This window comes from Neobacillus sp. DY30, from assembly GCF_030123065.1.
GTDB lineage: Bacteria > Bacillota > Bacilli > Bacillales > Cytobacillaceae > Neobacillus.
The window spans coordinates 2,464,968-2,477,219 of sequence record NZ_CP126093.1 but is presented as its reverse complement, the minus strand read 5'-3'; the positions used below and the strand labels follow the sequence as shown (position 1 = coordinate 2,477,219).

At 37.1% G+C, this 12,252-nt stretch carries 15 protein-coding genes; 4 read left to right on the top strand and 11 right to left on the bottom strand.

All coding sequences use genetic code 11. The features are described from left to right. Positions 1-60: 60 nt before the first annotated feature. Positions 61-894 carry an SPL family radical SAM protein gene (locus QNH29_RS11830; protein ID WP_283864959.1) on the bottom strand — a complete coding sequence of 278 codons (834 nt, stop codon included), beginning with the start codon at positions 892-894 and terminating at the stop codon, positions 61-63. 109 nt (positions 895-1,003) lie between these two features. Continuing rightward, on the bottom strand, positions 1,004-1,765 hold the full coding sequence (locus QNH29_RS11825) for a DeoR/GlpR family DNA-binding transcription regulator (protein ID WP_283864958.1): 762 nt from the start codon (positions 1,763-1,765) through the stop codon (positions 1,004-1,006). Positions 1,766-1,951: 186 nt separating this feature from the next. Between QNH29_RS11825 and QNH29_RS11820 the strand changes: the two genes are divergently transcribed. Genes QNH29_RS11820 through QNH29_RS11810 form a run of 3 tightly spaced genes read left to right on the top strand, consistent with a single transcriptional unit; the run spans position 1,952 to position 2,763 of the window. Next, positions 1,952-2,227 (top strand): ferritin-like domain-containing protein, encoded by a 276-nt coding sequence (locus QNH29_RS11820; RefSeq protein WP_283864957.1) that lies wholly within the window; start codon positions 1,952-1,954, stop codon positions 2,225-2,227. A gap of 27 nt (positions 2,228-2,254) precedes the next feature. After that, entirely contained in the window at positions 2,255-2,599 is a 345-nt protein-coding gene (locus QNH29_RS11815; protein WP_283864956.1) for a spore coat protein, read from the top strand. Between the two features lie 26 nt (positions 2,600-2,625). Then, positions 2,626-2,763, top strand: a complete 138-nt coding sequence (locus QNH29_RS11810; RefSeq protein WP_283864955.1) for a hypothetical protein — start codon at positions 2,626-2,628, stop codon at positions 2,761-2,763. Positions 2,764-2,863: 100 nt separating this feature from the next. Here QNH29_RS11810 and rhaA read toward each other — a convergent pair whose 3' ends face one another. The 4 genes from rhaA to QNH29_RS11790 form a co-directional block, all read right to left on the bottom strand. Next, the gene (gene rhaA / locus QNH29_RS11805) at positions 2,864-4,117 is read right to left on the bottom strand and encodes an L-rhamnose isomerase (RefSeq protein ID WP_283864954.1); all 1,254 of its coding nucleotides are present in this window, start codon (positions 4,115-4,117) and stop codon (positions 2,864-2,866) included. Positions 4,118-4,138: 21 nt separating this feature from the next. Beyond that, complete coding sequence (rhaB, locus tag QNH29_RS11800; protein WP_283864953.1) at positions 4,139-5,557, bottom strand: rhamnulokinase; 1,419 nt, start codon at positions 5,555-5,557, stop codon at positions 4,139-4,141. Between the two features lie 170 nt (positions 5,558-5,727). Next, complete coding sequence (locus QNH29_RS11795; protein WP_283864952.1) at positions 5,728-6,336, bottom strand: hypothetical protein; 609 nt, start codon at positions 6,334-6,336, stop codon at positions 5,728-5,730. A 273-nt stretch (positions 6,337-6,609) separates the two neighbouring features. Then, positions 6,610-7,062: a PNPOx family protein gene (locus tag QNH29_RS11790; RefSeq protein WP_283864951.1), complete on the bottom strand. Its 453-nt coding sequence runs from the start codon at positions 7,060-7,062 to the stop codon at positions 6,610-6,612. Between the two features lie 222 nt (positions 7,063-7,284). Between QNH29_RS11790 and QNH29_RS11785 the strand changes: the two genes are divergently transcribed. Further along, a complete protein-coding gene (locus QNH29_RS11785; protein ID WP_283864950.1) occupies positions 7,285-7,728 on the top strand; it encodes a cell wall hydrolase in 444 nt (147 codons plus the stop codon). Positions 7,729-7,804: 76 nt separating this feature from the next. Here QNH29_RS11785 and QNH29_RS11780 read toward each other — a convergent pair whose 3' ends face one another. The 5 genes from QNH29_RS11780 to QNH29_RS11760 all read right to left on the bottom strand — a co-directional run bounded on the left by QNH29_RS11780 (position 7,805) and on the right by QNH29_RS11760 (position 12,219). Then, entirely contained in the window at positions 7,805-8,068 is a 264-nt protein-coding gene (locus QNH29_RS11780; RefSeq protein WP_283864949.1) for a hypothetical protein, read from the bottom strand. A gap of 86 nt (positions 8,069-8,154) precedes the next feature. Next, positions 8,155-8,811: a ThuA domain-containing protein gene (locus tag QNH29_RS11775; RefSeq protein WP_283864948.1), complete on the bottom strand. Its 657-nt coding sequence runs from the start codon at positions 8,809-8,811 to the stop codon at positions 8,155-8,157. Positions 8,812-8,826: 15 nt separating this feature from the next. Continuing rightward, positions 8,827-9,522 (bottom strand): SDR family oxidoreductase, encoded by a 696-nt coding sequence (locus QNH29_RS11770; RefSeq protein WP_283864947.1) that lies wholly within the window; start codon positions 9,520-9,522, stop codon positions 8,827-8,829. Positions 9,523-9,591: 69 nt separating this feature from the next. Beyond that, positions 9,592-10,050: a VOC family protein gene (locus QNH29_RS11765; protein ID WP_283864946.1), complete on the bottom strand. Its 459-nt coding sequence runs from the start codon at positions 10,048-10,050 to the stop codon at positions 9,592-9,594. Between the two features lie 69 nt (positions 10,051-10,119). Beyond that, positions 10,120-12,219, bottom strand: a complete 2,100-nt coding sequence (locus QNH29_RS11760; protein ID WP_481858794.1) for an alpha-glucuronidase family glycosyl hydrolase — start codon at positions 12,217-12,219, stop codon at positions 10,120-10,122. Positions 12,220-12,252 lie beyond the last annotated feature (33 nt).

Genomic DNA, 12,252 nt, shown 5'->3' with positions numbered 1-12,252 from the left:
ATATGTAAAGATTCAGACCAAATGGTCTGAATCTTTTTCATTATGAAAGCTCAAGCTTGTTTATTCTAAGAAGGCTTCTTGTTTAGAAACCCGTATCATTTCACTAGGGAAATATTTATGAAAATACTTTTCTACCATGACATGGATATCTTTTCGATACCATTTCGATAAATCATGGTCCTTAAACAGCATGGGCATTCCTAATCTCTCGGAACGTTTCCCCTTTGCACCATCCCCAATGGTTAACGTATCAATCCAAATGTGGTCGACGATTCTTTCCAACACTTTCGGAAAATCAGAAGTAAATGGCAATACTGGTGATATCGAAGCTTGTGTGGTTATTCCCGCATCATGAATTTCTTTCAAAGCCTTTAACCGTAAGTTAATTCCGGGAGCAAAAGGAGCAAAGATTTGTTTTATGTCTTCTCTGTCTGTTTCAACTGTCATCGATACAAGGACTTTACATTTTTCTTTCAACACCGCTAACAAATCTATATCTTTTGTGATCAGTGGGGATCGTGTTTGAACCCAAAGTGAATCCGGTGGATTTTCTATCATTACTTTTAATATCTCTCTGACAATGTTTGCTGTCCGTTCAATGGGTTGGTAAGGATCGGTTGCAGAAGACATGAAAATATTCACGGGTTTGTTTTTCTTACGAAGTTTTATGATTTCATTTCGGTAATTCTCAGCTGCGTTTGTTTTTATGTCTATCCATTCTCCCCAAGGAATTTCTTTGAATCGTTGAATTGGCATTTCTCTTACATAGCAGTACCTGCAAGAAAACGCACAACCACTATAGGGATTTAAAGAATGAGTAAATCCAACATCTAAATAACCCTTTGCTTCGGTTAGGATTTTCTTAGAAAAAATTTCTTGTACTATAATCCCCATTGCATGGCCCCTCTCGTTAGCTCACCTATTATTTATAATAAACTAAAAAACCCTTCTATAAAAAGATAGGGTTTTGGTTTTTCGTTATGCTATGTAACTTTTCCAATGCTTAATTCGCTATGGTTACTTTAATGTTTTTCTCTTCTAGCAGTTTTTTGGTTTGGTCATCTATGTTTGAATCAGTAATTATACAGTCAATCTTTATTATAGGAGCAATTTGCGAAAATGCTCGTGTCCCAAACTTACTTGAATCTACCATGAGGATTGTTTCATCCGCAATGTCCATCATTTGCTTCTTCAGTAGTGCTTGTAACTCATTGAAGTCACTTAGTCCTTTTTCAAGGTGCACTCCTTTGCAAGAGATAAACGCCTTATTGACGTGATACATTCCGAGAGAGCGTTCTGCAAGCGGACCGACATATGATAGAGATTGTGATAATAACGTTCCACCTGTGGAAATGACTTTGATTTGTTCTTTTTTGCTCAGTTCTATTGCTACTTTAATTGAGTTTGTTAGTACCGTTAATGGCATATCCTCTAATTCCTTTGCCACATACCATGCCGTTGTACTTGCGTCCAAAACAATTTGGTCCCCCGGCTCAACAGAACGCACCGCCTCTGCGGCAATGGCTTTCTTCTCAGCAGCGTTGGTGATTTCCCTTTCTATATAGGAAGTTTCACCCTGATCCTTTTCAATACTAACTGCTCCGCCATGACTTCTCATTAATAGATTTTCTTTTTCAAGCTTTTCAAGGTCCCTGCGAATCGTTTCTTCCGTTACAGAAAAAATTTTACTCAGTTCCGTAACTCTTACACTTAGCTTTTCATTTACTAACTCAACAATTTTTCTTTGCCTTTCCGCTACTAGCATATCCTGCACCCTTCCAAACCGCCATTTTTATTTATATTGTTTTTTCCTTTATTTATGTTTGTTTTCAATTATAACTATAACATAATGTTTGAAAAACAAAAATAAGATATAAAAATAAAAAGCATATAATGGTTACATTTTGCAAAATATAAATTTGTTGGAAGTCAACTGAAAGGAGTATTATCTATGCAGAATAATCAACCACCAATTCCAAATCCACCAAGGGCTATTACGACAAAGGATGTGCTTTACTTAAAGGATGCCTTATCATGGGAGCTTTTGGCATTTAAGAAATTTCATTTTATGGCAAATCAAATCCAAAATCCTCAATTAAAGGAAGCGCTGAATAAGGCAGGCCAAATGCATCAAAATCATTATCAACGATTACTAACTCACCTTCAGGTGGATAACAATTCTGTATTAGCCAATCTTCCTAATACACAGCAGATGCAACAACAGTAACGAATAGTAAGGAACGGAGGAAGAGAAATGTCCAATCAGCAAAGTCAAAGCAGCAATCAAATTACGAATCCTCAAACTGGAGAATTGCCTAAAGTTAAAACTCCAGATATGAATGATCGAGATTTTGTTAATGACGCACTTAGTACATGTAAGTATTTAACAGACAGTCTTAACATTGCGGTAAGGGAAGCGAGTCACGAACAGCTTTATACGGATGTATTACAAATTCTGACTGAAACACATCAAAGCTGCAGGGAACTTTATAACCTCATGTTCCAGCATGGATGGTATAAATTAGAGGCAGAAGAACAGCAGAAATTAGACCAAGCTTATCAACAATTTAATAACTATTCATCGCAATTTCCGTATTAACGTTATCTTTTGGAGGTAATGCGATTTTGAAAAAGGACGATAGAGTTAAAGTAACAAAGCTTATGAAATCTAATAAAACCAATAAGGCTGCCGATAGCCTTACTAGAACTGGAAATGACAATATCAAAGACTATGATAGAGCATGGGAAGATGACCGTCTCTAAAAAATAAAAAAACAGATACTATTTGAACTGTCCCACTTATTAGAATTTATCCGACATAAGTGAGTACAGTGAAATAGGTCTGTTTTTTTACATTGTTAGATTATCGCTTTAATAGTACCTCTTGCTCATAAGCTTTTACTTCTTCTAACCAAGCTTCTCTTACTGGAACACCCATCTTTTCACAATAGTAATCCCAAACTGCACCAAATGGATAGGTTTTGAATTCTTCCATTAATGCTAATCTTTCAGTAAAGTTGCCTTCTTCTTGAAGTTGCTTTAAATATTCATTTGGTACTAGCATCGCATAAAGGAGAGCTTTAATCATGTTCCGTGTACCAATGGTCCAAGCTGCAACTCGGTTAATACTTGCATCAAAGAAATCTAGTCCGATGATCACACGGTCTAAAGCGTCGTTTCGAACGATTTCTAATGCGATTTCTCTTAATTCATCATCAAGAATTACAACATGGTCACTGTCCCAGCGAACGGGTCTTGAAACGTGTAACGCAAGTTTTTCGCTAAATAAAAGCATAGAAGAGATTTTATTAGAAACTGTTTCGGTTGGATGGTAGTGACCGGTATCGAGTAAACACAATTTATTATTCTTCATCGCATAGTTCAAATAAAATTCGTGCGAGCCAACTACATAAGACTCAGAACCAATTCCAAATACTTTACTTTCAACAGCATCAAGGTTATATCTTTCATCCATTTCAATTGCAAAGATTTTATCTAATGATTCTTTTAATCTTTTTCTTGGAGTCAGACGGTCACTTGGAATATCTTTATAGCCATCTGGAATCCAAATGTTTGTTAATGCTGGTGTACCTAGTTCTCTTCCGAAATATTCACCAATTTTACGGCTGCCAATACAGTGATTAATCCAGAACTCACGGATTTCTTCGTTTGGATGAGATAGAGTTAAACCGTCATCTGCTTTCGGATGTGAGAATAATGTTGGGTTATAATCCAAGCCTAATCCATTTTCCTTTGCCCACTTTACCCAGTTCTCAAAATGTTTTGGTTCAAGCTGATCACGTTCAACCACTTCCCCATTTGTTTCTGCATAAATCGCATGTAAATTAACACGATGTTTTCCTGGGATTAACGATAAAGCCTTCTCTAAATCACTTCTTAATTGTTCAGCTGTTTTTGCTTTTCCTGGATAATTTCCGGTAACATCAATACCGCCTGATAATTCGTTTTGGTTAACTTCAAATCCAGCAACATCATCGCCTTGCCAGCAATGGATGGAAATTGGTACACTTTTTAGCTTTTCCACTACTTCCTCAACATCTACTCCCCATTTAGCATATGCTTGTTTCGCAAGTTCAAAATTTTCTTTAATTGACATGTATATTCTTCCTTTCTTTATTTAGCTGATTACTTGCTGAGTTGGTTGATACTTTTTCACTTCAAATGACTCTTTAATAATCGAACGTGCTTCTTTAATATCGCTGATTTCTCCCAGAGCCATTAATTGCGCTGCTATGTTACCAATCGCCGTTGCTTCAACAGGTCCAGCATAGACTTCTTTATGGGTGACATCAGCAATGAGCTGATTAAGCATTTCATTTTGACAGCCGCCGCCAATAACGTTAATTTTTGTAAACTTCTTTTCGAAAATCTCTTCAATCTCGCCAACAGCTTCTTGGTAGCTTACTGCTAAACTTTCAAACACACATTTTGCCACTTCACCAGGAGTACTTGGTACAGGCTGTTGCGTTTCAATACAATAATTCATGATGGCTTCAATCATGTTATCCGGCTTTAGGAAACGGTCATCGTTTACATTTACTGTGGCCTTATAATCCCCTGCTTCTCTTGCTAAATCCACAAGCTGGGCAAAGGAATATTCGTCATTGTAATTCCCCTTCACTTCTTGGATCATCCATAGACCCATGATATTTTTCAAGAATCGATATTGGAAATCAATCCCGCCTTCGTTTGTAAAGTTATAGTCCAATGCCTTCGTTACACAGATTGGAAAATAGTTTTCTACTCCAATGAGTGACCATGTGCCGGAACTGATATAGATGGATTCCTCTTCTTCCGGTACGGCAATCACCGCTGAACCTGTATCATGTGTGGCAGGTAGAATAACTTGAAGGTCGAAACCAAGCTCTGAAACGAGATTTTCTGATAGAGTTCCAAGAATACTTTTTGGAGTTTTGATTTCCTGGAACATTTCTTTATTAATTCCGAGTACATCTAATATCTGATTATCCCAGTGTTTCGTGAAGGAATTTACCAGCTGTGTAGAGGTTGCATTCGTGTATTCATTTGCTTTCTTACCTGTAAGTAAGTAATTAAAATAATCGGGAATCATCAAAAATGATTTTGCTTTTTCTAGAATTTCAGGATTATTTTTCTTGATAGAATATAATTGATAGATTGTATTAAACTTCTGAAACTGAATGCCTGTTTCAAGGTAAAGCCACTCTTTTGAAAACAGCTGGAAGACCTCTTCCATCATTCCATCTGTGCGCGGGTCACGATAGGAAACAGCGTCAGTTAACGGCTGATCATTTTCATCTAATAACAAAAAGTCGACTGCCCATGTATCAATTCCCATGCTGTCTGGCTTAATGCCCAGGTCCTTGCACTTTTTCAGTCCATTTTTGATTTCTTGGAAAAGTTTATCGGCTTCCCAGCAAAAGGAATCCCCTTTTTTTACGATTTTGTTTTCAAAGCGATGAATTTCATTTAGTTTTAATCGTCCATCTTCAAGATACCCCAATATAAGTCTTCCACTTGATGCTCCGATGTCGACGGCTATACTGTATTTTGGCATTAATATCACCTTCCCATTGGAAACGCTTACTGACATCTCTATCTTACTAGAAAATTACGATTTTCCTATAACGTGATTCGACTAATTTATTGTCCTTATTTGCACTCAAGCATGGTCCATACATACAAAAAAAGGAGATTCTTCCGAGTTGAAAGAATCTCCTTTTTGTTTTACTGGGTTGCTAATGTGAAAAATTTATTGATATTCTTCAAGTTTTTTGTTGTACCAGGGACACATAATATCTTGTTTTCATCCAATTCGAGAGGAGTCAACAGATTAATATCAGATGCACTGATCCCGTAAACTTTATCATCAGATTTTAACAGGTTATCAGTTCCCTTGATATCATTTAATGCTACTAACGATGATGGCTGTGAGGAAATTTCGTCGAATAATTCTTTTTCAACAATCAACAAATCAATGGCTCCAAGCGTAATCTCTGCAGACATTTTTTGTATCGCTGCTTGCGAAGCCTGGTCCATACTATCTTTATTATATGTTAAAAATTGAACAAAAACTTCTTTATTGCCTTTGTCTTGCACAAGCTTGTTGGTTAATTGTTCTTGTAATTGACTAACACCTTCTGGATTTACCCCTTGTCCAATAATCGTCATATTTAGGATAATTTCTTTTTTGTCACCAATACTGCTAATAAAAGAGATTAATAGGATGATAGCGGCAATTGTCCCAATGATATGAAACTTGTAATAATCCCATATATATTCCAGTCTTTGTCTAGGACTCATGGGTGCAAGGATTGCTTTGAGGTTTTGCTTCAATTGTTGTACTCCCTTCTATAATCGCTTTCTATTGACTGTTTTATTAATTTTAGTATAAAAATTTTCATAATACTACTACATTCTTATGAATAATTGTTTTTTTCAGAAATCTTATAGAATTAACTTTTTGTATCCCGGCAGTAAATGTCGAATTACCATTTCTGCCTCCTCCATATGTATTTTTGTGTAGGTATGAGAATTCATAGGCGGAGAATTCCCGCCTATTACATGAATAAACGCCTGAACATTTCCAGGCGTGTTTCCAAATTCTTATTAATCGTTCTGTGTAAAAAGCTCGTAAACCTCTGAATCTAGTTTTTTCGCTAGTTCTGGATTATAGGTTTTTTCATATTCCGGTTCCACGGTAACTTTGCCGCCGTAGAACATAACATTCTCCACCGCTTCAACCTCAATGGTTACTATACATAGTTTCATTGTCTTCTCATATATCTGTGATACCTGTGCGGTACCACGTACTTCATAGCAGCTTCCGGCCCCAATGATTCCAACTAGAACATTAGGATTTCTGCGAATGTTCTCGATGCTTGATGCTTTATGCCCTAGAGCTATCTTTATTTGAGTCCCGTTAGGATTGGCATAAACCCAAGATACAACACTTAATTGAGGGAATTTGGTTTCAGCGTCTAACGTAATCAATGAAACCATTTTTTCTCCTTGTAAAGAAGAAACGAGTTCTGTGCTCAAAGAATCTAAAGTTTTGGACATTGTTGTTATCTCCTTTTCAAAAAATTGACTTTTACTGGAAGAAGTAGTCCCAGCTTGATGAGTAGTGCGTTTCCATTATTTTAGCATATTTTATGATCTATAGGCATAATCACAGCACAGACATACACGTTCTTAAAATCAAGCACATAAGACATTCTTTATTCACAAACAATGACATCATTATCTGTTTTTTCATACTATATTTTTGGGGTGAGAAGATAGATGCCAAGAATAAATTACAGAAGTTCAGATGTTGACTTAATGGCAAGGATGATGAGGGCAGAAGCTGAGGGTGAAGGAAAACAGGGAATGTTAATGGTTGGCAATGTCATTGTTAATCGTGTTAAAGCAGATTGTTTAGATTTTAAAGATCTTAGAAACGTGAACGATGTCATTTTTCATGTCCAAGGAGGCAATTTTTCTTTCGAAGCCGTTCAAAAAGGGAATGTATTTTATCAAAGAGCGCGATCAGCGGAAAAAAGATTAGCCAAACAGAATTTGGATTATTGGAGAGAACACCCATCAAAATATTCCCTTTGGTATTTTAATCCGTATGCTCCATGCCCGCCAACCTGGTACGGTCAACCGCATTCTGGTCAATTTAAGCAGCATTGTTATTATGAACCAAAACCAGGAACATGTGAAAGTGTTTATGTTGGACCTTAAGCTTACTCATTTGAGTAAGCTTTTTACATACTCCAATATTCAAAAAAACCCGCCAACACAATAACATTTTAGTCAGTTATTGATACAAACACTTAACTTTTTCTAAATCAACAATAAACCGGATAATTTCTTCTTGAGATAATCTTATCGGCATTTGATCATATAAGGTGATAATTTGTCCATCCTCTTGGTGTTGGTTTCTTTTAAGGTAATCATAGATTTGGTTTAATTGGTTTTCCTTAAGAATAGATTCTGTTTCAAAATGTTTCACTTGTTGTAGAACAAATTCATTTAAAGATGAATCAAACTCTCCTGCTATTATCGATCCTTGCATGAACATCCTTGTTCACTCCTAACCGTTTTATATGTTAGTTTCCCCAAAGTTTGAAACTAATACAGTATAGAAGAATATATAGATCGATTTTGCTATCTTAAAATTAGCCAGTTTACACAGTTTCTTAAAACATTCAAAAAATTCTCGTTCAATAGCCCGTTTTTATTATGAGCAGGTGTTAAACAACATACTTTTCCCGCTCCATAATGGTGGAACCACCCTGCCTCAGCTTTGCCATCAATTGACTCAGCGACAAGAAATACATTTGTATTCCCCTTATCACAATGAACAAAATAATGTTCGTCCATAATTTCAAAAGAAGTAGAACTTGGAACGACTGCGTTTCCTTCGGCAGCTTTGTAATGGACATACTGGTGCTTTTCAGGATGATAAAGAAAATACCCCTTTAACATTTTTACGTAAGGTCCTTCAACAGGATATGAAGCTAAACCAGAGTGCCATGCAAGCCAGCTGCCGCCATTCTCTACATAATTGGTTATTACTAACGAGAGTTCTTCTGTCATCCATGTCTCTGCGTTTTCTTCCAAAGGATTGTATCTATTTTCTTTAAAAAGAATCACCGCATCTGGCTGCTTCCTAAGTACTTCTGGTAATTGCTCTGGATGGCAATAGTCGATTTCAATGTCTTCCTTACCAATGTTCAAAGCTTTTTCAAGTGTTTCTTTCGCCCATTCATGCGAATGATAATAATCGCCAAGCACTGCTGCCAATCTAATCAATTCATTCACCACTCTTTATCTTCGTTATAATGGCATTGGCTGCCCTTCATATGTGATAAAAACATTGTCATCGGATATCTCTTGTTTACCTTCAATAATATCAAATATCCCCTTGGCCGTATCAATAGGGTTCCCTGGCGCTCTTTCTCCGCCCATGTCTGTTTTAATCCACCCTGGATGTACGGAGTAAACGTTAATATTATTATTCTTTACATACTGGCTTAATTGCAGCGTGAACATGTTCAATGCTGTCTTAGAAGAAGCATATGCATAGTCACCTCCATAAGCATTCGCCATACTACCGGCTTCGGAAGAAATGTTGATGATTGAAGAACGATCACCCATCATTAGAAGAGGAAGGAAATGTTTTACCACTCGAATAGGACCAAAGAAATTGACATCGAATGTTACTTTCACCTGATCCAGATCCAATTCCTCAATCTGTTTATCACGTTCTAATAAAACCCCTGCATTATTAATGATTGCGTCAATGGTGCCAAAGTTTTCTTTCACTGTATTAGCAGCTGAAGAAACGGATTCTTCATCTGTTACATCTAAAGGCAGGAGTGAAATGGATTTATAAATCTCAGAATGTGTTAGACTTTCTTCACTTTTTTGGAGATCCCTGACTCCAGAAATAATTTGATGGCCTCTTTCAGCCCCAATCTTTGATAAGGCCAATCCTAAACCTCTATTTGCCCCCGTTATCAAAATCCGCATCTTTTATCCCACCTATTAGTAATTTTAAAAGGAGAGGAGTACCATACAAGTATCTCCTCCATCACCTATTTATCGATCGTTTTCTAATAATTCCGTAATAATTTTAAGGTCTTTGAATGTGTCCATGTACGCGTATCTTCCACCGGTGTATTCCCCTTTTTGAAGTAACGGCATTTGCTTACTTTCCATTATAGCAACTTTTTCTTGCATTCCTTCTATAAAAAAGGCAATATGGTGAGGACCTTCGCCATGCTCATCCAAATGTTTCCGCCACGTACTAGGATAATGATCCGGTTCAATTAATTCTAATTGAAGAGATCCCATATCAAAAAATGCTAGTTTTGCACGAGCCTCAGTTGTGTTTCCCTCAAACTCTGTTTTTGCAAGCTCCAATGGATTAGTTAAACTCCACTCGGGTTTTTCTATCCCAAAGAAATCAGCATATTTCTGGCTTGTTTTTTCAATATCATTAACAAGAATACCAATTTGTGCAATCACGTTTGTTCCAAGAGCATTTTTTCCTGTCATGTGAATGAAACCTCCTATTATTTACGATCTGAAGATTAGTGACAAAGAACTGTTCTTCCTTCTATCAAATTAATAGATTTTTCTATTTAACTCATCTTTAATTCCTGATTTTCTATAAAAATAGGTATTAATAATATCCCGCCATTCTTTAGAATGGTCCGCCTGTTCCTGTAATCGGTTTAAGATATCTTCAAATCGCTCAGAATCAATTTTTCCCTTAAGCTGTAACCAAGTTTCAACCAATTCCTCAGCCTCTTCTACCCCTTCAAAGTGAGTATTGTAAATATGTTGAATCACTGTTACTCCTGATTTTAGCTTATGCGTATAAGGGACATGATGGAAAAATAACAGCAATTCATCTGGGCATGTTTCAAGCCCTTCATACATTTCTGCATTTTCTTTAAAATATTGAGAGGTGTAACCCGTTCCTGTTTTTACCGTCCTGTCCACTCCAATTCCTTGCCAATCTGCAAAGTGGTACGTCCCCCAAACGGAGTATTCATACCCGTCGACGTTTGGTCCATAATGGTGATTTGGATTTACCATCCAGCCAACACCAAGTGGTGACGCATATTTTTCATAGATACTCCATGATTTTAGCAACATTCTGCTAACCTGTTCTTTAACCAATTGATCATCGCCAAAGGTTTGTCCGATCCATTCATCTGTGATACTTTCAGATGTTAAATCTGGGTTCCACGTCAAGCGTCCGAATCCGTATAGATTAGCTTGTGCAAGCGTGTGACCGGTCCAATTATAATCATTTCCAATATTGGATACGGCGGTAATCCCGCTATACCGGTTGCGGTACAGAGAGCCATCTACGACCTTTTTGATCTCTGATCCCTTTCCATTTGCATACGTGTCAAAATCCAGAATTTCTTTCCATTGTGGAACCAGATAACAAAGATGCCGTTGTTGTCCTGTATATTCTTGAGTGATTTGGAATTCCAACATTTGATTCGTTTTTTCCATCGCACCTAATAATGGCGAAACAGCTTCGCGGACTTGGAAATCCATTGGACCGTTCTTAATCTGTAATATTACATTGGAATGGAACTGGCCGTCTAACGGTTTAAAATGGTCATATGCAGCTCTTGCTCGATCGGTAGAGCGGTCACGCCAATCTTGAAGGCAGTTATAAACAAAACATCTCCAAAGAACAATCCCATTAAAAGGCTGTAGTGAATCTGCGAGCATATTTGCACCATCTGCATGATTGCGTCCATATGTAAATGGTCCAGGGCGGTGTTCTGAATCGGCTTTCACTAGGAACCCGCCGAAGTCAGGAATATAGCTGTATATCTCTTCTGCTTTCTCTTTCCACCATTCGCGAACCTCTGAATTTAGCGGGTCAGCTGTTGTTAAATTTCCAATTTGGATTGTACTCGCATAATTGACGCTAAGGAATGTTGTAATACCATAAGACCTAAAAATACCGGCCACTTCAGCCACTTTTGGGAGTAAAGAGCTGGTAATTAAATTCGTCTCCTCCTGGTGAACATTCACATTGTTAATAGCAATTCCGTTAATACCAACGGAAGCTAGAAGTCTTGCATAATCTCCAACTCTATTAAGCTCAGCTGAGAATTGATAGTCTTTGTAGAAAATCGAGTTTCCTGCATATCCTCGTTCGATACTGCCATCCATATTGTCCCACTGGTTAAGCATGCGTAATTGATTTTTAGGGTTTTCAACGATGTTGAGCTGTTGTATATTTTCCCTGTTTTGCATGAGGCGCAATAAATGAAAGGCACCATATAAGACACCTTTATCCTTTTTGCCCACAATGTATATAGTATTTTCCTGACCCGAGAAAACTGTTTTAATTACGTATCCATCATCATTTAGTTGTTTACCATCTACATCTACTAAATCGCCAACCGTACCTATTTCAGCTAATACAAGACCAGATTGCTGAGGTTCCGAGCTGGATTCCGGCTTCATTCCTAACATAGAAGAAATACCTTCGATAAGTTCCCTCTTAGCGGATTCCATGACGACAGAATCCCCTAAAACGGTAAGACTCCTGCACCATTGAGTATATTCTTCTGCTATGACTCGATTTTCTATCTTTTTATATTGCAGCCAAGCAGCATAACTTTCATTATGTTCTGCTTTGTATAAGTCTGCACTATTTTTTGAGCTATTTTTGAAAGTACTTTTCAACTTTATCACTGCCTATCCATTTCATTAACGTTT

Excerpts from the sequence above, each read along its gene's own strand:
- QNH29_RS11830 (WP_283864959.1), bottom strand. The coding sequence starts at position 894 with ATGGGGATTATAGTACAAGAAATTTTTTCTAAGAAAATCCTAACCGAA.
- QNH29_RS11825 (WP_283864958.1), bottom strand. The coding sequence starts at position 1,765 with ATGCTAGTAGCGGAAAGGCAAAGAAAAATTGTTGAGTTAGTAAATGAA.
- QNH29_RS11820 (WP_283864957.1), top strand. The coding sequence starts at position 1,952 with ATGCAGAATAATCAACCACCAATTCCAAATCCACCAAGGGCTATTACG.
- QNH29_RS11815 (WP_283864956.1), top strand. The coding sequence starts at position 2,255 with ATGTCCAATCAGCAAAGTCAAAGCAGCAATCAAATTACGAATCCTCAA.
- rhaA (WP_283864954.1), bottom strand. The coding sequence starts at position 4,117 with ATGTCAATTAAAGAAAATTTTGAACTTGCGAAACAAGCATATGCTAAA.
- rhaB (WP_283864953.1), bottom strand. The coding sequence starts at position 5,557 with ATGCCAAAATACAGTATAGCCGTCGACATCGGAGCATCAAGTGGAAGA.
- QNH29_RS11790 (WP_283864951.1), bottom strand. The coding sequence starts at position 7,062 with ATGTCCAAAACTTTAGATTCTTTGAGCACAGAACTCGTTTCTTCTTTA.
- QNH29_RS11785 (WP_283864950.1), top strand. The coding sequence starts at position 7,285 with ATGCCAAGAATAAATTACAGAAGTTCAGATGTTGACTTAATGGCAAGG.
- QNH29_RS11780 (WP_283864949.1), bottom strand. The coding sequence starts at position 8,068 with ATGTTCATGCAAGGATCGATAATAGCAGGAGAGTTTGATTCATCTTTA.
- QNH29_RS11770 (WP_283864947.1), bottom strand. The coding sequence starts at position 9,522 with ATGCGGATTTTGATAACGGGGGCAAATAGAGGTTTAGGATTGGCCTTA.
- QNH29_RS11765 (WP_283864946.1), bottom strand. The coding sequence starts at position 10,050 with ATGACAGGAAAAAATGCTCTTGGAACAAACGTGATTGCACAAATTGGT.